Source organism: Paenibacillus sp. A3, from assembly GCF_001399685.1.
In the GTDB taxonomy this organism is placed as follows: Bacteria; Bacillota; Bacilli; order Paenibacillales; family NBRC-103111; genus Paenibacillus_G.
The window spans coordinates 1-22037 of the sequence record NZ_JTHN01000099.1; the positions used below are offsets into that span (position 1 = coordinate 1).

At 50.8% G+C, this 22037-nt stretch carries 23 protein-coding genes and 2 pseudogenes; 8 read left to right on the plus strand and 17 right to left on the minus strand.

Annotated features, from left to right (window positions below):
• From QJ48_RS15895 to QJ48_RS36915, 9 genes and pseudogenes are all read right to left on the minus strand, one after another.
• Positions 1–901, minus strand: a pseudogene (locus QJ48_RS15895) (ABC transporter permease).
• Between the two features lie 35 nt (positions 902–936).
• On the minus strand, positions 937–1959 hold the full coding sequence (locus QJ48_RS15900; RefSeq protein ID WP_054974550.1) for a LacI family DNA-binding transcriptional regulator: 1023 nt from the start codon (positions 1957–1959) through the stop codon (positions 937–939).
• Between the two features lie 239 nt (positions 1960–2198).
• On the minus strand, positions 2199–2903 hold the full coding sequence (locus QJ48_RS15905; RefSeq protein WP_054974551.1) for a hypothetical protein: 705 nt from the start codon (positions 2901–2903) through the stop codon (positions 2199–2201).
• A 40-nt stretch (positions 2904–2943) separates the two neighbouring features.
• On the minus strand, positions 2944–3639 hold the full coding sequence (locus QJ48_RS15910) for a hypothetical protein (protein ID WP_054974552.1): 696 nt from the start codon (positions 3637–3639) through the stop codon (positions 2944–2946).
• Between the two features lie 43 nt (positions 3640–3682).
• The gene (locus tag QJ48_RS15915) at positions 3683–4504 is read right to left on the minus strand and encodes a hypothetical protein (protein ID WP_054974553.1); all 822 of its coding nucleotides are present in this window, start codon (positions 4502–4504) and stop codon (positions 3683–3685) included.
• Between the two features lie 10 nt (positions 4505–4514).
• A complete protein-coding gene (locus QJ48_RS15920; protein ID WP_054974554.1) occupies positions 4515–5252 on the minus strand; it encodes a hypothetical protein in 738 nt (245 codons plus the stop codon).
• A 19-nt stretch (positions 5253–5271) separates the two neighbouring features.
• The gene (locus QJ48_RS15925) at positions 5272–6558 is read right to left on the minus strand and encodes an SPFH domain-containing protein (protein WP_054974555.1); all 1287 of its coding nucleotides are present in this window, start codon (positions 6556–6558) and stop codon (positions 5272–5274) included.
• A 308-nt stretch (positions 6559–6866) separates the two neighbouring features.
• Positions 6867–7736, minus strand: a complete 870-nt coding sequence (locus QJ48_RS15930) for a copper amine oxidase N-terminal domain-containing protein (protein ID WP_054974556.1) — start codon at positions 7734–7736, stop codon at positions 6867–6869.
• Between the two features lie 228 nt (positions 7737–7964).
• Positions 7965–8111 (minus strand): hypothetical protein, encoded by a 147-nt coding sequence (locus QJ48_RS36915; protein ID WP_157261648.1) that lies wholly within the window; start codon positions 8109–8111, stop codon positions 7965–7967.
• 133 nt (positions 8112–8244) lie between these two features.
• Here QJ48_RS36915 and QJ48_RS35330 point away from each other — a divergent pair, with 133 nt between their 5' ends.
• The gene (locus QJ48_RS35330) at positions 8245–8568 is read left to right on the plus strand and encodes a helix-turn-helix domain-containing protein (protein ID WP_063858096.1); all 324 of its coding nucleotides are present in this window, start codon (positions 8245–8247) and stop codon (positions 8566–8568) included.
• 490 nt (positions 8569–9058) lie between these two features.
• Here QJ48_RS35330 and QJ48_RS15940 read toward each other — a convergent pair whose 3' ends face one another.
• Positions 9059–9799: a suppressor of fused domain protein gene (locus QJ48_RS15940; RefSeq protein ID WP_054974557.1), complete on the minus strand. Its 741-nt coding sequence runs from the start codon at positions 9797–9799 to the stop codon at positions 9059–9061.
• A 380-nt stretch (positions 9800–10179) separates the two neighbouring features.
• Positions 10180–10425 carry a hypothetical protein gene (locus QJ48_RS15945; RefSeq protein WP_054974558.1) on the minus strand — a complete coding sequence of 82 codons (246 nt, stop codon included), beginning with the start codon at positions 10423–10425 and terminating at the stop codon, positions 10180–10182.
• A gap of 184 nt (positions 10426–10609) precedes the next feature.
• Between QJ48_RS15945 and QJ48_RS15950 the strand changes: the two genes are divergently transcribed.
• From QJ48_RS15950 to QJ48_RS15965, 4 genes are all read left to right on the plus strand, one after another.
• Positions 10610–11281 (plus strand): Crp/Fnr family transcriptional regulator, encoded by a 672-nt coding sequence (locus QJ48_RS15950; RefSeq protein WP_082420527.1) that lies wholly within the window; start codon positions 10610–10612, stop codon positions 11279–11281.
• Positions 11282–11355: 74 nt separating this feature from the next.
• Positions 11356–11544 (plus strand): DUF2892 domain-containing protein, encoded by a 189-nt coding sequence (locus tag QJ48_RS15955; RefSeq protein WP_054974560.1) that lies wholly within the window; start codon positions 11356–11358, stop codon positions 11542–11544.
• 183 nt (positions 11545–11727) lie between these two features.
• The gene (locus tag QJ48_RS15960; protein ID WP_054974561.1) at positions 11728–12291 is read left to right on the plus strand and encodes a bifunctional transcriptional activator/DNA repair enzyme AdaA; all 564 of its coding nucleotides are present in this window, start codon (positions 11728–11730) and stop codon (positions 12289–12291) included.
• Positions 12292–12315: 24 nt separating this feature from the next.
• Positions 12316–12876, plus strand: coding sequence for a methylated-DNA--[protein]-cysteine S-methyltransferase (locus tag QJ48_RS15965; protein ID WP_054974562.1), 561 nt, complete (start codon positions 12316–12318; stop codon positions 12874–12876).
• Between the two features lie 84 nt (positions 12877–12960).
• On the opposite strand, the gene QJ48_RS15970 is transcribed toward QJ48_RS15965, so the two are convergent.
• On the minus strand, positions 12961–13467 hold the full coding sequence (locus QJ48_RS15970; RefSeq protein WP_054974563.1) for a ferritin: 507 nt from the start codon (positions 13465–13467) through the stop codon (positions 12961–12963).
• 330 nt (positions 13468–13797) lie between these two features.
• Between QJ48_RS15970 and QJ48_RS15975 the strand changes: the two genes are divergently transcribed.
• Positions 13798–14847 (plus strand): hypothetical protein, encoded by a 1050-nt coding sequence (locus tag QJ48_RS15975; protein WP_054974564.1) that lies wholly within the window; start codon positions 13798–13800, stop codon positions 14845–14847.
• A gap of 57 nt (positions 14848–14904) precedes the next feature.
• Here the strand turns inward: QJ48_RS15975 and QJ48_RS15980 are convergent, their stop codons facing one another.
• The 4 genes and pseudogenes from QJ48_RS15980 to QJ48_RS15995 form a co-directional block, all read right to left on the minus strand.
• On the minus strand, positions 14905–15981 hold the full coding sequence (locus tag QJ48_RS15980; protein WP_054974565.1) for an ankyrin repeat domain-containing protein: 1077 nt from the start codon (positions 15979–15981) through the stop codon (positions 14905–14907).
• On the minus strand, positions 15968–16513 hold the full coding sequence (locus tag QJ48_RS15985) for a GNAT family N-acetyltransferase (RefSeq protein ID WP_054974566.1): 546 nt from the start codon (positions 16511–16513) through the stop codon (positions 15968–15970). The genes QJ48_RS15980 and QJ48_RS15985 overlap by 14 nt, the downstream gene beginning before the upstream one ends.
• Positions 16514–16727: 214 nt before the next feature.
• On the minus strand, positions 16728–17174 hold the full coding sequence (locus QJ48_RS15990) for an SRPBCC family protein (protein ID WP_054974567.1): 447 nt from the start codon (positions 17172–17174) through the stop codon (positions 16728–16730).
• A gap of 198 nt (positions 17175–17372) precedes the next feature.
• A pseudogene (locus QJ48_RS15995) lies at positions 17373–17672 on the minus strand (SRPBCC domain-containing protein); the annotation flags it as partial.
• Positions 17673–17909: 237 nt separating this feature from the next.
• On the opposite strand from QJ48_RS15995, the gene QJ48_RS16000 reads away from it, so the two are divergent.
• Positions 17910–18524, plus strand: a complete 615-nt coding sequence (locus QJ48_RS16000; RefSeq protein WP_054974568.1) for a DJ-1/PfpI family protein — start codon at positions 17910–17912, stop codon at positions 18522–18524.
• A 202-nt stretch (positions 18525–18726) separates the two neighbouring features.
• Positions 18727–19371, plus strand: coding sequence for an SGNH/GDSL hydrolase family protein (locus tag QJ48_RS16005; RefSeq protein WP_054974569.1), 645 nt, complete (start codon positions 18727–18729; stop codon positions 19369–19371).
• 12 nt (positions 19372–19383) lie between these two features.
• Here QJ48_RS16005 and QJ48_RS16010 read toward each other — a convergent pair whose 3' ends face one another.
• Entirely contained in the window at positions 19384–21768 is a 2385-nt protein-coding gene (locus QJ48_RS16010) for a polyprenyl synthetase family protein (RefSeq protein WP_054974570.1), read from the minus strand.
• Positions 21769–22037 lie beyond the last annotated feature (269 nt).

The following is a 22037-nucleotide window of genomic DNA, read 5'->3' on the forward strand; positions in this document are numbered from 1 at the left end:
TTAGAACACGCCTTCTTCGCCGAATTTTTTGGCCAATTTATCCACCCCAAGCACCAAAATCAGACCGACGACCCATTTAAAACAGACCGACCCCGAAACCGAAGCTGAACCGGCCCCCACCGAGACCTACACCGCCGATGCCTTCGCGGTAGACGAACGTCTCGAACACGTCGCCGACCGGGTACACCAGATCGTTAAGCATCAGAAAAATTTGCTCGAAGCCGACATCCAGCACGTTGCCGAGCCGCAAAATGAGCAGAATCAGAATCGTGCTGCGCAGGGCGGGCAGCGTCACATGCCACAGCTTGTGCCAGCGGTTCGCGCCGTCAACTGTCGCCGCTTCGTACAGCTGCGTATCCACGCCGGAAAGCGCTGCCAAAAAGATAATAGTCCCCCATCCGACTTCCTTCCATATGTTCTGGAGCACAATCATCGTACGGAACGAATCGGGGTCAGCCAGAAAGTTATGCGCTTCGCCACCGAACGAGACGATGAGCTGGTTGACCAAGCCCGTTTCGGTATTGAGCAGGATATACGTGATCGACCCGACCACAACCCAGGAAATAAAATGCGGCAGGTAGACGATCGTCTGGATCGTGCGCTTGAACCATTCCCGCACCAGCTCGTTGAGCAGCAGCGCCACAATGATCGGAGCCGGGAAATAAAACACGATATTATAAAAGCTGATCAGCAGCGTATTGCGCAGCAGCCGCCAAAACTGATCGTATTGAAACAAATCGATAAAGTGCCGGAAGCCGACCCACTCGCTGCCCGTCACCCCGAGAAACGGGCTGTATTCCTGAAAGGCCATGACGATCCCGAACATCGGCGCATACTTGAAAATCAGGAAGTACAGCGCACCCGGAAGCAATAGCAGGTAGAGCTCCCAGTGGGACAACATTCTTTTCGTTAGCGAAACGTTCCCGACTGACGTTTTCAAGTCTCCATCCCCTTCCCGCGATTCGGAGCAAGCCGAGGAGGCTGGCAGGACAAGCGCTCGATCAGCTCGATTTTTAATTTATAAGACTTGTTCACGTATTCGCCGCCCATCGCTTGGAACACAAGATGCGCAGCCATGGTGCCCATTTCATACTTGGGCTGCCGGACCGTCGTTAAAGGAGGAGATAAGTATTCCGCCACCTGAATATCGTCGAAGCCGACGATCGATACGTCCTCCGGCACGCTCAGGCCGAATTCGCGAAGCGCCTTGTAGCCGCCGATCGCCATTTCGTCGTTGCCGTAGAAGATGGCGGTAGGACGCTCTTCCTGCATGAGCAGCACCTTGGTCGAATGATAGCCGCCCTCTTCCGTGAAATTGCCGACCAGCATCCATTTCGTATTGACGATTCCTTCTTCTTGCAGCGCTTTCAGATAGCCTTCTTTACGGTGCTGGCTGCCCAGCGAGTTGCTCGGTCCCCCGATCCAAGCGATATCGCGGTGTCCCTGCTCCATGAGATAACGGGTCGCTTCATATCCGCCCTGAACGTTATCCGCCGCGACATTCATGATGAAATCGCCTTCGACATAACGGTCCATCACGACGATCGGGCAGCCTTCCCGGGCCGATTCGCGCAGCAAATGCTCGCTGATGTTCGGGTCGAGCACAATCGCGCCGTCCACTCTTCGCTCCTGCAAAAATTTATAAGCCGTCGAATCGGCCCCGCCGACCGAGCTGCATGCAATCAGATCGAAGCCGTTGGACAGTGTAACTTCCTGCGTCCCGCGGATCAGTTCGGAGTAATAAGGACCCGACAGGTCGCTTAAAATGAGCAAAATCGTTTTCGTCGATTTGCGCTTGAGATCCATCGCGAAGCCGTTCTTTTGGTAATTCAGCTCCTTGGCTGCCTGCAGAACCAATTCACGGGTTTTCGGACTTACTTTATCGCTTCCGCTGAGTGCGTAGGATGCGGTCGAAAGCGCCACTCCCGCATGCTTTGCAACGTCTTTAATCGTAACCATAATTCCCCCCGATAAAGCTATCCGAAATTTATCGAAACGTTTCGATTTGTTTTTATTATAGCTCCGAAGGAAAGTTTGGTCAATGAGGGTTGCGTTTTTTATACAGCGCTTTCTTCAAGTGCTGTCATAAAAGCGTCACAGAAGCATTTGGCGATTGAAGGCGGTCCCGGCCACGAAAAAAGCACCGGCCTTCAGGCCAGTGCTCCGGTGATCGTTTTTTGCGTTTATAACGCTTGCTCCTATCCGTGCTGCGGGTAGGCCAGAGGGGAATCGCAATAAGGACATGCTTTATTCTCGCCAGGCTTCAGCAGAGCGGACGATCCGCAGCCGGGGCATTCCACCGTCTTGGGCGCTGGGGGCGGCGTCTGCGGCCTGCTCTGCTGCGGCACGAAGCTATCTCCGTTCACGGACACGTTGACATTCACCATGGATGCTGCCGGAGCCCATTGGTTAAATACAATGGACATCGAGTACATGTCGATGAACGCATCCTGGAACACGCCGAGATAAATCATGCGCTGCAAGTCGTTGACCACCACGGCCGGCCGCTGGTTCGTCGTCTCTGCCAAGGTTTGGACGGAAGTCACTCCCTGCACCAAGACGAGGTGACGGTAATGGTCATATCTGGCGAAAAGCTGCTTACGCCGCTGCCCGCTCTTCCACAGCATGTATACGCCGGGAATCAAGTCAAGGAGGATAACCCACACCATCACCCAGTACTGAATATCGCTCCCTGCGGCCAAGTGGAGCAAGAACGAAATCATAAACGGGATGAAAATAATCAGAAACGTCGTGCCGGCGTTTTTCCAGTCAATGACCTTCTGGTAGCTCAAATCGCGGTGCTTCCATAGTCGGACAGCCAGCAAAATGAAGCCGATCGGAAAAAATAAAATAAGTCCCAGCGCTATCGCAACGCCGCTTATGGCTGGACGATCATAATTCAAGAAGGCTCCCTCATTTCTTTTTTACTTCGACATGCCTATTTTACTGCGGGTAACTTAGCAAGGAATCACAATAAGGACAAGCTTTACTCTCGCCAGGCCGCAATATTGTAGACGAACCGCAGCCATGGCACTCAACCGACTTGGGCAATCGTTTTTCCGACGGTTTGTATAAAGGTAGTGGCTTGTCCCACTCGTGAATGTGGCCGTCGTCGTTCCCATCACCAGTACCCTCGCGTGCGACAAAACCGTTCTGATGGAAAACAAGAGTCATCGAATACATATTTATTGAGGCATGCGGAATCATGCCGTGACCGATCATGCGTTTCAAATCGTTGATCACCACGGCCGGGCGCTGGTTGATTAATTCCTCGATGGCGCGAATCGATTTGATCCCTTGCTCCATAATGATATTGCGATAAAGCTTGTACCGGGCATTGAGCCGCTTTCGCTTCCACTGGCTTATCCCTAGCAGGAATACACCCGGAAGAAGAAAAAATATACTTAACACAATGAAAATCTCAAATAGTTGATTGACTTCATTCGTGATGATTAAGCGCATTAAAGGAAACATAATCAAAAACGCCGTGCCCGCAACTGCCCAATCATATATTTTTTGATAGCTCAAGTCCCGATGCTTCCGTACACGGATAACGAACAGAATGATACCGGCCGGGAAAAAGAGAACCAAAGCCAGTACCACTAGCACGCCGTTTATCGCCGGTTTGTCCGTATTCAATTCGGTTTCCGCCTCCCCTCTTACTGTGCTGAATACCTGCCTTCTATCCGCTCTTCAGATACGTTAGAGGGGAATCACAATACGGACACGCCTTGCTTTCGCCGGGCTGCAGCAGGGTAGACGAACCGCAGCCGGGGCACTCCACCTTCTTTGGCAGCGGCTTCTCTGCCGTTTTGGACGACGAGGTCGTTTTCATGTATTTGTTCAAGAGCTCTTCGTAAGCGCGTTTGAAGTCTATGTCTTTAGGCAGTTCCTCCGGAAAATCCTCCTCAGTCGTGCTCTCCTGAGGCGAGTCAATAGATGCCGTCGGTTCGACTGGCCGCTGAAAAACGATCGCCATTGAATCCATATCCAAATAGGCATTGGGGAAATCGCCAAGTTCGATCAAGCGCTTTAAATCGTTGGCGACCACCGCCGGGCGGTGCCAGGTCATCTCCGCGATGGTATGGACAGAAGTAATTCCTTGCAACATGACGATCTGGCGATAGGAGTCATAACGGGCTAAAAGCCGTTTACGACTCTGCTTGCTCTTCAATAGCATGAATACCCCGGGAATGAAGAAAAAAATAATAAGAATAAACCACATCAAAAATAACCCAAACGTATCTTCTGGAGATATGCTGTTTAAGAATAAAAATAAAGATGCCAAGAGTACAAGCAGAACAAAAAAGGTTGCGCCGGCATTTCGCCAGTCATCTATTTTTTGATAGCTCAGATTGCGATGCTTCCACAGTCGGATAGCCGCCAAAAGGAGGCCCGCCGGAAAAAACAAGAGGAATGCCAGCACGATCACGAAGCCTTCGATAGCCGGTCTGTCCATGTCCAATCTAACATCTGACTTCTCTTCCATACTGCTCTGATGCACTGCGTCAACCTCATTTCAACGTGATCAACTGGCTGTTTCTGCGGCCCAGGTCGGCGGAGATATCGCGCAGAAGCTTGCGGGACATTTCCACCTTACCCGTCTCTCCCGCCTGATCACCGAGCCCGCGGACGCAGCGCTCCAACTCCTTGATCTGCCACAGCAAGTTCTCCTCCATATGGATCATCGAAGGATGTGAAACCGGGTCGCTGTACTTCACTTTTTCGATCAGCTCCCGCACCCCGGCTTTCAACGCTTCCCGTTCCTCGATTTCCTCTTCTTCCAGTGCATAGCTCACCGAGTCGAGAGCCAGCTTCATCTGCTTCATCAGCTGCATCTGTGCCCTTTGATCATCCTCTTGATTCCGCACAACATTCGTAAAACGATAGGCAAGCCCCATCCCGGTCGCCCAAACCGCGGCGGTTATGACTTCAATCACCACGTAAGAGGTCAAGGAAATCCGCAAGGTGAGCCAGAAGAAAGCCGTATGAAAAATAGCGGCAGCTCCATACAACACCGATATCGTAACAAAGGTCAAGGAGGCAGGAAGCCCGTCTCCGCGCCGGTTTTGCCGCACTTCGGATACAGCGCAGTAATAGCATGCCGCTTCCGCAAGAACGATGGAGATCAAGGAAATCCACCAGTGCCCGGTACCCCAATCCTCCACACGGCATAAGAAAAAGGCAGCTACGGTTACCAAGACAATGAGGCCGAACATCAATTTGGCGGCCACGGCAGGCAAACGATTCATAGTCATCTCAAGCTCCTTTTCACCCTAACTTATTCCCGCATTCAAAACAAAACTTTTGCCCCGGCTGCACGACCTGCTGACACTGGCCGCAGGTGAGCACCATGCTCTTGCCGCACTCCGGACAAAACTTCGCTCCCGTCTCCACCATCGTCGCGCATTGGGGACAAGCAGCGCCCAGCGACTCTCCGCATTTCGCACAATGAAGCGCTTGTTCCGGATTATCTGCTTGGCAGTGTGGACAAGGACGGTACTTATCTCCGCAGTTCGGGCAAAATTTCGATCCTGCCGGAAGGGAATGTCCACACGCTTGGCAGGCAACGGCCGAGGAAGCAGTTCCCTGCTTGAGCGATTGTCCGCACCCTCTGCAGAAGCTGGAATCATGCGCATTGCTCATGCCGCACTTCGAGCAAGTTTGAACGGGAGTAGACACATCCATATGTCCCGACAACCGCGAAAACGAATCGCCAATCGTCATACCGACGCCTTGACCGAGCCCCAGACCGATGCCCGCGCCCAAGAAGGCCGATGGGTTCCCTTCGTTCTTCGCCGCGCTTTCCAGCGTATTGAAGGTTCTTTCCTGCTGGTAGGAGAAGCCGAGAATGTCCATTTCCGCTTTTTTCGCCAATGCTTCCTTTAACCGCTTCGTGGCCGGATCTTCCTCGGGAAGATTGATGGAATCGATCTGAAAGCCGACCAGACGAATCCCGTAATCTTGAAAAATCGAAACGATTCGACTTTCCATATGTTTGGAGATTTCGGAGATATAAGCGTTGATTTCCAGAATGCTGATTTTTTTATGTACCAGATAGGCGGAGATAAGCTCTTTGATGTTCATCATCAAGATGCTGCGAAAATATTTGCCAAGCGCCGCCTGATCGACCGCCGGAAGCGTTCCGACCAGCTTAAGCAGAAACTTGCGTGTGTCTTCAATCTGGATGCCCAGCTGGCCGAACGCACGGACCGATACCATCATGTGATATTTGGGCTCCTGCAGTTGAATCGGAGTCGGCGTCCCCCATTTCAAGTCGAGCTTATGCAGCTTGTTCACGAACCAAACTTCCGCCGTAAACGGCGACTTGCCGCCAAAAGGCAAATTGACGACGGAGGAAAGGACCGGAATATTTTGCGTCGATAACGTATGTCGGCCGGGACCGAGCAGATCAAGCGCCTCCCCGCCTTTGAACAGCAGCGCTTCCTGGGTTTCGTTGACGATCAGCTGAGTCCATGTGCCTAGTTCTTGATTCGGATATTTCCATACCATTAAATCGGGCGGCCCGTCGAATTTGACTACTTCTATAATTGCCATCTAGGTACCCCTTTCCATATGCTGGTCTCACATGTAATCCTTTTACATTAATATACTACGAAACCAGCCCTTTTTGGACTCAAAATTTTCCATTTGATTCGTTATAACAGACATTTTTGCTAGATTTCGACAAGTTGCGGCAAGAGTTGGTGGTTGCTTGTCGGGGAGGATGTCCCTTAAGTCTTAGTGAATTATTTTCCTAAAATTACATAGAATCACGAGTAACAAACAAAAAATGGGCCGAGGACCACAGTCCCCAACCCATTTGTCAACAGCCCCTACAAGGCAGGCTTCTTTGTAAACTTATCTTATTTGTCTTCGTAGATTACAACGGATTTCGATTCTTCTTCCCATTTCACAACGGCTTTCAAAGCTTCGCTAACGAAACGGGCAGGTACGACGGTATTGCCTTCCACAATAGCTGCGGGAACTTCCAGCGTCACTTCTTTGCCGTCCACGTAAGCCTTCGTGCTATCGACGAAAAGTTTAACGGTGATGCCGTCGCGAGTAACCGTCACGGAGCGTTCTTCCGAGTTCCAGCTCACTTCCGCTTTCAGAGCTTCGGAGATTGCACGGAAAGGTACCAGGGTGCTGCCCTCACGGATAAAGGGACGAACTTCCATGGACGGCTCTTCGCCATTGACATACAATTGTACGCCGGATTTTCCAAGCTTCTCATAAAGCTTGCCAAGCTTCTTGTAAGCCTTAAGGTTCTTCACATTCGCTTTTACGGCTTCCTTCTGAACATAGACCGCATCGGTTACGTTACCTTGAGTGTCGAGCAGATCGGCCGCCGCGGAAAGTGCAGCGTCTTTTTCGACGATAGCTTCCAATTCAGCCTTCTTTTCAGCTGTAAGCTGTGTTTCGTATTTGGTCAACAGAAGATCGGCAAGCACGGCACCGGCCGGTTTGTCCTTTACATTTTCAATGGCATTGAGCAGACCTTTATAGCCGTTTTTGCCGTTGTTTTCATAAGTCGTACCCGTAACAGAGGCCTTCGGTTCTACCTCTACTTTAACTTTGACGTCTTTTTCTTTTGCAGTTTCGTTAGATGGAGCTGTGACTTCCGTTCTCTCTGCACGGTTGGCATTATCGGACTTTGCCAATGCGGAACCGGCCATCAGGCTGGTAGCGACGACGCAAGATGCGGCGATCATCATCGGTTTTTTCATGTTCATAAATACTCTCCTTTGCTGGTTAAAAATTCTTGTTTGCATGAGCTCACTAAGTTGTTCGTTCCCGTTAATTTTTTTGTGGGGAGTTCGAAAAAAAATTAAAACTTTTTTCATCCTTCTTGGTTATTGGAACCCACTTAATTTGTTGTAAACGATGCTTCGCTCCAGCTTTACATGCAGCAGCTCCGTTCGTAAATCTTTACCCATGTTATGCAAGGCAGACACAATCTCTTACGCCGTAAGCACATGGATCGTGTCCGCTTTTTTCGCGATAAATTCCATGATCACTTCGACGCATTCCTCGCAGCTTTCGATTTTATCCGCGAGCAGACGTTCTTCCTCAAGTAAAATCTCGTATTTGCTTTGTAAGTTGTTCATTTTATCCTGCCCCTCCCACCCAATAATCAACTTTATGTTTAATTCAAGAAAAATTTCAACTTTTCGTTGAATCTATTTAACGATAATTTAAATCATGTTACGATATCCCAAAAGCATGCAGGCGGTTATGTTTATGTCAATAGGAGCACGCTTAAAGTTAGAACGCGAGAAAAAGGGTTGGTCCCAGTTCGATGTTGCAGAACAAATTGGGATTACCAATGCTGTCCTCTCAAATTATGAGCGCAATTATCGTAACCCCGATATCCACACCTTGGCGAAGCTTGCTGACCTGTATCAGGTCTCGACTGACTATCTGCTTGGCCGGGTCGAAGAATCTACACCGAATCAGAAGGACTCGTTCGGAGCGGACTGGACTGACGAGGAAAAAGAAATAGCGACTTCCACCATCCACGCATACCGAAAGAAGCGAGCTATTGGGCAAAAAGGGAAACATTAAGAGGACTAGCGAAAGCATCGGTCATAGACGACGATGCTTTTTTTTGCATTCTGCAGACTAGCATCCCCGTGCACGCTTCTCCCCTCTCCTAACCAACTCTTTACTTAGGTTCACAGGAAGATCGTGGTATACTTTGAGCACATTCACCAAGGGAGAAATCGCTTGCATGAGCTACTATTTTTCGATCGGCGCCTCCGAGAAATATCAGGAAAGTACATCGAATTTATGCTGATGAACTATCAACAATTAAACCTCCCCTACTCTTCCCGCTAACTCTTAGCTTCCTTGCAAGCCCGATTCACATGAAGGAAGAAGCCATTCTATGCTTCAATGACGAAGACGAGCTGGTCGGGGCGATGGTTGAGGCAGGTTTTTTTGCTTGATACAAATAATAAGAGCATCGTCCTCCGAGGGGGCGATGCTCTATTACGTTCTAAAGCAATATACCGTAATGAATCGCGAACTTAGTTCGCCTTTTTCGCTTGCGAACCTATTTCCTCCGAAATGGAATAACCGACGACCGGCACACATTTTTCCGGTTCACCCGAACGATTTCGTTGATACCGTATTTGTCGAATTTATCGGTCAAGTCATTGCAGCCGTATTTCAATTTGAACTCCATCTCTTCCTGATACAAGGGAACAATGGAGTAGAACCGGATCGTTCTTTCCGAGTCCATCTCCAGCGTCAGAAAATCGCGATGCACCATGATAGGCGGCAGCAAAATGACCCCGTTTAAATTTGTCCGGTCCGATAAAGGGCGCGCGGGATCGCCGTTAGGCACCGTATGTCCGTGACCAAGCCACGTCTCGTACTCGTGAGGAAGCCTGGCCAGCATCTTAAGCCAACGGACCGGCCAATAATTGTCCTCGTCAGCGAAAGCTTCCTGCGTGATCGGCCATTCGGGCGGCAAACAAATCATCACTTCCGCATAATTGTAGCCCTCGATGCCTTCGGGAACGTTCATCGGCAAATAGCTCATCCCCGTCGTAAACAACGTATGGTAATTCCGTTCCTGCGTCGGCTTAATGTGATAAACATCGATATGGACGATATCGGAAATTATTTCATGAAATACGTTGTCGATCTCGCCGATGTATGTTTCGAAATGCCGTTCGATCTTCTCATTCCAGCCACCCTCGCCATAGTTGGGCGGCAGCCAGCTGCGTTCCTTGTCCTCATACTTATAAATCGGGTTGCCCGATTCCGAATAATCCGAAGGTTTGACCAAAGAAATGCACCTCTGCTCTCGATTCGTTCCCTTTTTTTCCAGCCTGCGCCACTTCTCTTATTATCGACAGAACGATAATGAGATTGAATAGGGGGGACAGCCGATAAAATTTTGGCAAACGAAAAAGGCGTCCATTCCTCTTTTCAAGGGAGTTGACTCCTCAACGCCTAAAGTGATCACTATGAGTTGACGATCATTGATTTTGTTGTCTTTTCTTCTGGAACAACTCCGATGTCACGAACCAAATCTGCATTAAAAAGCGTGCTTGCCAAGCCCGTGTCCAGCAGAACCTTCTGCAGTTCAAGTTGCTTGCCTTTATATAATCGTAAGGCTTATAAAAGGCAGTCCATACTCCTCGGTTATGTTCATCTTCTAGGCCCTCATACTCCCATATAACGTTCGCGGGCTACCAACTCAGGACGAGAGGTATGAAAAAAGCAATATTCCCGCCCAGGGTCCTGCCTATGCAATTCGCTATAGCGACGGAGCGCTTCCGTCGAATCTTCAAATGTATCCATTACGACAACTTCCTCAATATATCGATAGCCTTCCTTGGAATGAGCCTTCGTAGCCTCCAAAACGACCCATTCCTCCGGAAATCGTTTCTGTACTTCTTCCCGTCGCATCCCGCCACCTCCGAACCCATTGTGTTACATCCATTTCTTCTAAACATAGCACGCAAAAACATACGGCGCATATTTTTGGAGGAGAAGAACCCCGCAAACACATGCCTCGGATTCATTTCCTTTTATCCGATCTATCCGCTATGCTGAAAGTAACCGCATGGCCATAGAGAGGAGAGACATCGTCGTGCTACCCGAGCATATTCGCCGGATCATGGATCGATTTCGCTGTTTTGAATCCGTCGAGCCGGAAGATTGGCAGCATCCGGACATCGCCGTTATTCGTGTTCCTATGAGTCTGGCCATTCGACAAGGGGGGCTGCTGGAGCACGCAATATTTACGCTGGACGGCAGTATTCGCGTCTACAAAGTTAGCGAGACGGGGAGAGAAATTACACTATACCGTGTTCGGGGAGGCGAGTGCTGCGTCTTGATGATGGCCAGCATTATGGGCGAAATGGAATATGAGGCGTCCGCATCGGTCGAGACTCCTTCGGAGCTGTTCATCCTCCCGATTGACGTCTACAAGCAGTGGGTCGAGAAATATAAGCCGCTCCGCCAATACATTTACCGAATGTTCACGCAGCGGATGTCCATCGTCACCACCCTGATCGACGACGTCGCCTTCAAGCCGATGGAATACCGCATCGCCGATTTTCTCCTGCACAAGACGCCCGAAGCCTCAACTACGCTGCGTATCACGCATGATGAAATCGCCGTCGAGCTAGGCACCGCAAGAGAAGTGATCAGCCGGAAGCTGAAGGAGTTCGAAAAGGAAGGGTGGCTTGTCTTAGGCCGCGGACGAATTCAAGATATTCAGCGGGCCGCGCTCGAACAAGTAAAAAAAGCCGTTATGTGACTTAGTCACATAACAGCTGGGAACCGGCCGCTACAATAAGGGATGTAAACCATTCTTTTAGCGGAGGGATCACGATGAAAAATGTAGGCGGCTTTGACTTGGTATTCCGGATTGTAGCAGGACTCGCGTTGCTTTCGCTTTTATTTTTGTTGGAAGGGGGAATCAAGTATATCGGTCTGATCGGGATTCCTCTGCTCTACACGGCGCTTACGCAAAAATGTCTCATTAACCGCTTGCTCGGCATCAATTCATGCAAGCTTTGATGCTTGCCCCTTGTTCCAGCTTCAGCCGCCGGCCGCCCGGAGCGATCCCATCGCTTGCGAACGGCCGTTTTGCATTCCCGCGGTACCTCCGCTGTACTATCGAATTATTGCTGTCCTATTCTTGCTCTATTATCAGAACGCGCGGCTTCGGTTTATAATGAGTGGCAGAGGGGAGGCCCCAATATGGACGACGCACTATTTGAGTCGGTATACGAGACGATTTTACGGCGCGACACCCGCTACGACGGGCGGTATTATATCGGAATCACTTCGACGGGAATCTTTTGCCGGCCTTCGTGCCGCTCCCGCATTCCGAAGCCGGAAAACGTTAAAATATACGGCAGTATTCAGGAAGCGCTGCAAGCGGGATTCCGGGCATGCAAAAGATGCCGTCCGGAACAGCCGGGAGAGCATGGACCGGATGCGCAAATCGCTCATGCCGTGAATGAATTGATCAAGCGGCGCTACTCCGAGCCTTTGACGCTTGGCGACATAGGAGCGGAGCTCAAAATGAGCCCCTACCACTTGCAGCGCGTGTTTAAGCGGGTGACCGGAACGACGCCCTCGAAGCAGTTGCTCCATATCCGTATGGACGAGGCAAAGCGGCTGCTAGCCGCAAGCGAACAGCCGATAACCGATATCGCGGCAGAAGTCGGTTTCCGCAGCCCATCCCACTTTACATCCGTATTTCACAAGACAGTCGGCTGTACGCCGATGGAATACCGGGAAACCGCCGGCACCCGTTAAGCCGGTCAAGAAGGAGGCATACTTATGGGAAAAACAACGACCGAGGTGTATTGGACGGCCATCCGTCATCCCAAGTTCGGAGACCGGCCGCTCTATCTGGCCGCTACGAAGCAGGGCTTATGCCGGATTACTTGGCCTAACGAATCATTAGACACCTTAACCACATGGGTGGTTAAACATATTCCGGGCGCCATATTGATTAACGATCAAGAGCCGTTATCCGAATACGTCGGGCAGCTGAAGGAATATTTGGAAGGAACCCGCCAAACGTTCGACCTGCCCCTCGACATGCGCGGTACGAAGTTCCAAACCGCCGTCTGGCAGGCGCTAGCCCGAATTCCCTATGGCGAAACCCGCAGCTACTCGGACATTGCCGGGGAGGTAGGCAGTCCTGCGGCCGTCCGGGCCGTAGGCACGGCGAACGGAGCCAACCCGATCCCCATCGTCGTCCCGTGCCATCGCGTGATCGGCAAAAACTCCGCGCTCACGGGTTTCCGGGGCGGCCTGCAGGTGAAACAAGAGCTGCTCCGGCTGGAAGGCTTTGAAGATTTTACGCTTAAGGGACATGCCCGATTTCAATTTTGAGTTGTTTGCGAATCCGCGCAAAAAAAACTGCTCCCCATAGCTTGATAGCTTTGGAAGAGCAGTTTTTTGCGGTTCCGGTCTATGCTATTCGGCCGGCGGCGTGAAGGTACGCTGCGCCAATTGGGCATCGAGCATGTAGAACGCATTGCTGTCTTTATCGATGCGGCGAAGCTTTTGAATGATGCTATCGAACGTGGCTTCCTCTTCGACCTGTTCGTCGATGAACCACTTCAAGAAGTTGATTGTCGCGTGCTCGCGCTCGTTCCAAGCGATATCCGACAACTCGTAGATGCGCTTCGTTACGGTTTGCTCGTGAGCAAACGCATGTTCAAAAGCATCCAGCAGCGAGGTATACTGGTTCTGCGGGTCTTCCATTCCAGTGACATGGGCGCGCTTGCCCAGCGTGTTAATGAAGTGAAAAATTTTCATTGCATGAAATTTCTCTTCCTCGGCTTGTACGATAAAAAAATTCGCAAACCCGTCGAAGCTCTCCGACGAGCAGTATCCGGCCATAGCCAGATATACTTGGGAGGAATAAAATTCGTAGTTCATTTGTTCGTTCAGCTTGGCGAGCAGGTTCTCACTTAGCATCAGGTCACGCCCCTTGTTCGCAGTCTATGTGAGGTTCTCCCTCTATGTAGGTGAAAAAAAGAAATACTTCCCACACCTGTCCTTAGTATGTTGTAACTCTTTCCAAATGTAAAGCAATTTCTGGCACACCTTATTCCACAAAATAGTGTCCCCAAAATAAAAAAGTTCATAACCTCTTCAGGAATCAGACTAACGAACCTTACCGATCGGATCGCGCGCACCGAGACGGCGATTCTTCTCTCGATCAATCTAAAAGCTGCACCTCCATGAACGCCCGTAACAATCGGCAGCAAAACCATACAATATCTTAACCTGCGCAAAGGGGAGGATATTGTGGCTACGTTTATGGCTGCACTGCGAATGAAAAGAAAGATGGCCGCACGCTTATTGAAAAAAAACGGTGTTCACGGGGTCGGAATAGGCTACAGAGATCCTGCGAATCCGAAAAAGGGCGCAGCCGTCATCATCTATACGGATAAGGTTTCTTCCGCAGGCCTCGGTCTGATTCCCGCCATGTTTGCAGCCAAAGCGAAAGGCAAAGGAGCCGCCGTCCCGATCCGCATCGTCAAAACGGGAAAAATACGAGCACACGCAGACTATTCCGGTCGGATTCGTCCCGTGCCTCCAGGCTACAGTGTCGGCACTGCGAAGGGCTCGGGCAGCGCAGGCCTTATCGTGACGAACGGTTCCGAGACGGCAAACCGCTATTTGCTGAGCAATAACCATGTGCTGAATCCGAACAATACGAACAGCGCCACGGAAACGATTCAGCCCGGAGGCGCCGACGGAGGCCGTCCCGGCACGGACCGTATCGGTCGTTTATACCGCTATGTAAAGCTAGAGCGAAGCAAAGATAATTTTATGGACGCGGCGCTCTCCGTCCCTACCAACAACCGTCTGCTGAATCCGAACTATCCGACGGTCGGAGCCATTCCCGGCTATGCGACGTCGTATCGGGTGGGAGAGCAATTCAAGAAAGTGGGACGCACGACAGGCTTGGTGAACGGAAGCGTGGAGTCGATCGACACCGATATCCAAATCGACTACGGCGGCAGGCTGGGGGTGCTTAACTTTAAGAATCAGACGGTGATCCGAGGAACTACTCCCATTTCGCTGGCCGGAGATTCCGGATCGGTCTGGCTCAGACACTCGGACAATTACGCCGCGGTCGTCAATTTTGCTGGCTCATCGGACGGCCGTCTTTCCATTGCCTTCCCTATCCGCTGGGCGATGCAGGCATTCGGAACGAAGGTGGCTCTGGAGAGCGGCGCAGGTAAAGTAAAGAAGGTCAAAGCCGCGAAATCGTCCCGAGCGTATGTCCGCAAGCTGCCTGCAAAAGTGCTTGCCCGAATCAAGCCCAAAAAAGCCGTAAGACCCTAACCGCCCGCAGCACCATAACGTAAAAAGCACTGAGCGCCACGGCCAGTGCTTCTGTTTTTAATCCTCGAACGGTTCTCCCGATAAGTTTCCATCCAAAATATCGTCAATAATACCGGCTGCCTTAGCCAGGAAAGCTTTCCATTTCAGACCCGGCAGCAGAATCAACTCATCATGCTCGACATCGAGGCTTCCCAGACATTTTTTGTCTTTCACCCACACAATAAACCCCGTATTGGAGTAATTATCAATGTCCTTGACGAGATCGATAAATGTTCTGCCTCTCCACTCCAGCACTCGGACATCGAATATCGTTTCGAATTCAATGTATTCGGTTGTCTTCGCATCCCTCAGGTCAATCCTTCGGTTCTCGATCCCGAGCCATTTGATAATTTCAGCGGGCAAGCCCAGACGCTTAAGCTCCTTCGCCCGATTATCCATTTCATGCCAGACCGGAGGTTCGAATGGCTTGATGTACTCCATCAGCTCCGTATGGTTATTCTGCTTGGCATAAGAATACGCCCGGTCGCCGTTCTTATCCTTTATCGTGACGTCGGCGCCATGTTCAATCAAGTACTTTACGATTTCAAAATGGTTGATCGAAGCGGCCATTTGGACAGGGGTCGTACAATACGGAAACACCTGGCTGCGACCGTTAAAGTTGACATCGGCTCCATGCTCCACGAATAACTTGACGAATTCGAATTTTCCGGACCCTGCGGCGTCGCGAAGAGCGTCCCCGCCTGCGTAGGTTCTCATATCGAAGCCCAATTCGAGTAAAGCACGGACTCCCTTGTGATTGCCGAAGGCAAGGGCCCTTCCCACAGCGGAACTCTTCACATGGGTAAGAGCATTGAGATCAGCGCCCGCTTGCAACAATCTTTCAAATAGATCGCGCGTTCCATACCTGGCAGCGTAAGGCATCACAGGATTCTTCGCATCGTTCAAATTGTCGAATATGTACTTGTCCAACAAAAGCCGGGCAAGGGCCGGCCGCTTGTATTCTAACGCCTGATTTAAAATATGGACGGGAAGCGTGCTTCCTTCCGGTAATCCGTGCTTTTCCAAAACGGCCATAACCCGGTCCGTATCGTTGCTTTGGATGCAGCTAACAACTTCTTTTTCAAACTCCGTCATGATGTCCTCCCAATCCAATCCAAAACCTCTTGACGATATTCCCGTCTTCCTCCGTGAATTCCGATTCAAACCTGCCGCCATGCTTCAATATGGTCTTCTCCGAGCCAAGGTTGTGCTTGTCACAGACTAACAGCACTTGGTCCAATCCCATCGCTTTCGTGATCTGCAGCGCCTGGGCCAGCAGTGCGCTCGCATAGCCTTTGCGCCTATAGCCGGGGCGTATGCCATAACCGATATGGCCGCCGCTGTTCAGAAGCTTTTCGTTTAAGCGATGACGAATGTTAACTGCACCTACAACAAGGTCTTCTTCGTTAAGCAGCCAATAGGTCGAATGAGGCACCCAATGAGGATTGCTTAATTTCTCCTCGCTATCTTCGGCACACAGAAACTCCAGCATCGCTTCGAAATCGCCGGGATCTCGACGGACAACCCAGGGGACCATCGTTTCCCCGCTGTTTATCCAGTCCGCATAGAACGACAAGTACGGCTCCCGGTATTCCATAGAAGGTCTGACTAACCGGACCTTGTTCATCCGAATCCCTCCTGCCTTCTGCATCGAATACATTTTCGCGGGCTAGTTCGCCTATTTTCCCGCATATTCCATTCACGATTTGGTCTATTATAGCTCCTCTCCCTCCTATTGGCAATGGAACCCTACGGGCATCCGCCCGATAAACGCAAAAATGGCGCCTTTGCAGACGCCTGTCATCCGGGGTATGCGACTCTGACCCAGTGAAGATTCGGATTTATTTCCTCGCTTGATGTTCAAGCAGCTTCTTGAGTTTCTTCAGGTCCTTCTCGTTGGCTCTCCGCATCATGAACGACATGAACGGTGCGAACAACACGGAAAACCCGGCCGGGTTCCCTCTGTTTCGCAAGGTCATTCGGGTTGCATCGCCTCCGACCGATTCCCAGGTATACGTTGTCTCCATCGGAAAAGGTCCGTCAGCCGTGCGCATGACAAGCAACTGACCCGGTTGGTATTCGACAATTTGATAGACGTAGGCAAGCGGCTTTCCTAGAAACTGCGCTTTAAAAGCAATTTTGGAACCGACGGCAAGCGGCTTCGGGGTCTGCCATTCGGCCGTTTGAATATTGACATACCATTCCGGAGCGTTGTCCGGGTCAGCCGCATAGGCCGAAACTTGGTCACAGGAGCAGTTGATACTGATTTCCGTTTGAACGTCTACCATGATGGACTCCTTCCGGTTTATTGTTCGCTGCCGAGCTGACAGACAAAGATAGCATGTCCATATTAGAGGTAATAACCATGGAGGGTTATCATGCAAAAAAAGCACCGGCCGTTAAGGTGCTTTTGCTTTTACGGAGAAAGAAAGAGCCCGCCTCGCTATGCAGATCTATTCGCCAGAAGTGCCCCGAGGCGTTCCATATTTTGATACATGCTGCAAAACAATCCGCTCCGGTTCGACGATCTCCACGAAGACGCACTTATTCCGATAATCGGTGCCATCGGGTCCATGCATGATAAACTTTCAGGTGCCGCCCGGTCTCAAGTCAAACTCCTGAAACGTATTCGTAAAGCCCTTCGGTCCCCACCACTGGGATAATTGGTCAGGCAGGGTCCAAGCCTTAAAAACAAGCTCACGCGGCGCATCAAACATGCGCGTGGTTACCAGCTCAAGCTCGTCTGCATTCGTTGCGTTGCTGCTCGCTGCATTGTTTTCGGGCATATCTATTCCTCCAACGATCATTTGGTATCCGTCCTTTGTCCTCATTATAGCATGGAGCATGCCAAGCGGTTTCTTATAGATTGCTAGTGCAACCACGAATCCGATTGTCGCCAAAAATAGCACCTTGTAGTCATTTCATGTTTCGGATTGTGCTTATATAATTTACCCATAAGCGCAGCTTGGCGAAGGCAGATCGTTGAAGGCGAGACTTGAAAACAAAACCGAGGAGGAGATCGTATGAAATCTTGGAATGTCGGAATTTTGTTGTTTGACCAGGTGGAAATTCTTGATTTTGCCGGCCCGTACGAAGTGTTCGGCCTTGCTGTGCACGACCGCTATCAACCGACCGAACGCTCACTGTTCAACGTCACCACGATATCGGAATCTGGGAGTCTGATTACAGCAGAGAACAACTTGAAAGTGACTCCCGATTACAGTCTGGCCACCGCCCCTGCCTACGATCTGCTCGTGATCCCCGGGGGGCCGGGAGTGAGGAAGGCTCTCTTGAATGAAGCTCTTGTCAACTGGGTTCGCGCCCGTTCGGGCGATACGCCATGGATTACTTCCGTATGTACGGGGTCGCTGCTGCTGGCTCAAACGGGTCTTCTGGACGGAAAAAAGGCGACGACTCATATTGACAGCATCGATTGGATGCGTAAACAATATCCGGCGATCGATGTCATCGATGGCGTCAAATACGTGGACGATGACCGGATCGTCACTTCGGGAGGCGTTGCCAACGGCATGCACATGTCGCTGCATATGGTTGACCGCCTGGCGGGAAGGGAAGTCGCACAGGATGTGTCCCACATCATGCAATTCGAGACGGACTTTGACGAATACGCGTGCTGAAGAGGAACGCATGTCATAAGGAGCTTTCCGCCGTGTTTTCAGCGGCAAAGCTCCTTTTTCATTTTGCGCGAAAATCAAGCCTCCCAGACTTCTTCCGATCCCCTCTTAAAGCCCCGCTCCTAAAGCCATTAGCGTCCACACCACATGTGCTTGACTGCAATATGATATTTTATGATCAAAAGTTGGAGTTGGTGATATCTTGATGATCTATACAGCTCTCGGAGATTCGATCACATTTGGCCAAAATGCTTCCTCTTTGGCAAAAGCCTACCCTCAATTGACCGTATCCGCTTTAAATTCGGACTCGCGCAAGGTTCGCGGGTTTGTTCTGGCGCGGCCCGGTTGGAGCAGCGATGATCTATTGGACGCCGTGATATGGCGGGGGGCCTCCGTCATCGCCCATTCCTCGGTCGTCTCGGTTTGGATTGGCGGAGTGGATTTAGCCAACGCGGCGCTGGCTTCCTTTACAACCAAGCAGCCGCTTGCCGTAAAACACCTTGTAGCCGGCTATAGGCGTAATGTCAGTGCCATTTTGACTCGAATCAAAAAAGGGAGCCGGGCCCGGATCGTTTGCTGCACGCAGTACAACCCGTTTCCGAGCACTCCTCTTGCGGTTGAGGCGATAGGACAATTGAATCGGATGATCAACGAGCTTGCCCATAGCTGCAACGCCACTATAGCTCCCACTCATACGTGGTTTGAAGGTAAGCAGGCAGAGCTTGTGCATGGTTATCGCAGCGGAAAGATCGAAGACGCGTTAAGCGGATCGTTACCCATCCATCCGAACGATCGGGGGCACCGGGTCATTGCCACGGGACTGGCCCCATTTCTGATCCCTCGTAAGTAATCCCTGCTCATCCTAGCGGTTCCTGCTGACCATATAATCCAACAAATGCTTCAGAAAAACGGTGCGGCGCGGCATTTCCTGCAATGCTTCCATAGCAGTACAATAATGCTCCCACATCTTTTTGCTGGCGCCTTCCGAACCCAGGATGGTGACGAACGTCGAATTGTTGTTTTCCGCATCCTGGCCGACGGGCTTTCCAAGCAACCGCGCATCTCCTTCCAAATCAAGCAAATCGTCCTTGATCTGAAAAGCTATCCCCGCATGATAAGCGAATGTTTTCAACACTTCGATTTCCTTCTCGTTCACCTGCGCGAGAATAGCGGGCATCACCAGAGCAGCCTCAAACACAATGCCGGTTTTATAAAAGCAAATCGCATCCAATTGCTCCAGAGTCAACGCTTTTCCTTTGGAGCTTAAATCCATCGCCTGTCCCACACACACGTTTTCCGCCATTTCGGCCGAATATTTCATCAGGGCAAGCACCGTTTTCGCATCAAACTGATCCAATGATGCTTGTTCCTGAATGGCCTTCTGAATCAGAAACAGACCGGTTAGTTCCGCCGTGGCGCTATTATGCACCCGATGCAGTGTCGGACGCCCTCTACGGATCGACGCGTTATCCTGGGACGGCAAATCATCGAAGATCAGAGATGCGGTATGCATATATTCCATGGATCTCAGCAAGGGAACGATGGACGGTGCGCGGAGCCCATATTCTTGGACACCCATGACCCAGGTCACGATCGGACGCAGACGTTTGCCGTCCCCTTCCAGACTGTAATTTGCCGCAGCAATGAGCGACTCTTTCATCCCCGGAATGCCGTCAGGCTTGGCAATCTGCAAAGTGTCGTTGATCTGCCGGCGTACTGTTTTGACGGTTTCGGCGAATTCTTCTTTTTCGTTCCGGTCTCTTTTTAACATGGCGACCAACTGGTCTCGAAGCAGTTTATCGAAAAATTCCACGTCTACCGCTTTTTCAACCATATGTTGAACAAGCCGGTTGAACGCCGGATTTCCTGAAGCGAAGATCTCCATAATACCGTTATATTTTTCGGTGCCGATACGCGCTTTGCAGCGTTTTAGACCGTTGATGGCCCGATCCAGGATCACCTCACGGGCCTTCGCATCGGAGCGAAATACGTCATGAATGAGATGGGCAATGACCGTCCAGTATAATTCAAAGGGATTGAGCAGATCCGGCCGTTGATCACGGTACGTCAAATAATAGGTATACGGCGTTACCGCACCGTCTCTCTTATCGTCGAACATATCCGCGAAATCGTCAGCCAACTGGTTGAATATGCCATAAAAGAAGGTTCGATCCTCAAAGCCTTCGTCTAAGGGAGCGCGAAGGATCGAGCGGGCAATCAGGCGGGAAGAGGCAGACTTTAAGATGATAGGTACATAAAGCTCTTCATTGGTGTATGTGGCATGGGCCAGATCCTTAGCACGGTCCAGTTCCTGCGAGTGAAAGAACACGTAGGCTTGCTCGAAAAACAGGTGTTGGGTTTCCGGCCGCTGACGGTGCTTAATATATTCAAAGGCTTCCCGCAGCTCCGCGTGCACGTATTGAATCATCGCCTTGCGGGCTCCGGACCATTCGCCCAATTCCGGCACCGATCCCGTAAGAAGTGCAATCCGTATCATATCGGAATAATGTGCTTTCTCTTGAGCGGTTAAGACCTGCGCATCCAGAAGATCGTCGATGAACGGATAGGTCAAACCGTAGGAATAGCCGAGCCGGATCGCTTCATCCAGTCTCCGGGCACGCTCCTCGGGCGATGGCTCATCTCCCATCTCTTCGATCGCATGCATGACTACCCCGACAATGATCTTGATCAGCTTGCGCTGGGCATGCTCGGCATTCATTTCCTCCGGAATATGAGCCGCTACGCTCTTCAGCTTGTCTATCACCCATATCGCAGCGGTCTCAACGCCTTCTTTCTGAGCCCATCGATACAGCCCGGCAAAACTGACAAACGCCGGACGTTCTTCCCGGTTAGTTGCGGCGGGGAGAAGCAAGCGATGCTTGACGTCGGCAGCTACACGTTTCATTCTGGCCTGTGCTTCAGGAGAATCGATGGCTTTGCCCAGATCGCGCATGTAAATATAGGATACGCTTCGATCCAGGTAATCATCCAATTTACCGGTATGCTTCAGCCATTGGATATAGCGGTGATAGTCCCCGTCATTGGGCTTTCGCTTGCCTCGGACAAACATGGACAGCCATGATTGGCCGCGAACATGATCTCGTTTCCACAGTTCGATATCCTCCGTGAGGACAGACGCATACGTCTTTTCCATGACTTGCTTATAGAGCGACGCAAAGTAGCCGGCAGCTTTCTGCTCGGCCAGCCGATAACAGGTATCAGCATGAATTATATATTCCTCATTCATAGGTGAATTACCTCAACTTCTATTGTTGGTATAGGAATAAGCTTTTGGGAGGATGAGGTTTGCCGCAAGCTGCCTCGAATTGGAGTGCTTTTCGCAACAATAGCTTCTTCGGCTCCATTTTATATTTTAAATACGGGAGAGTTTTTTTTAGGTTGCGGATCATGGATAAAGGGGAAGGCTCCGACGACCCTTGGAGGGAAATTTTCAACATCTTGAACCGCCCGAATAATTCTGGTATTACAATATGCGGAAGCTGCTTGCTAAATTCA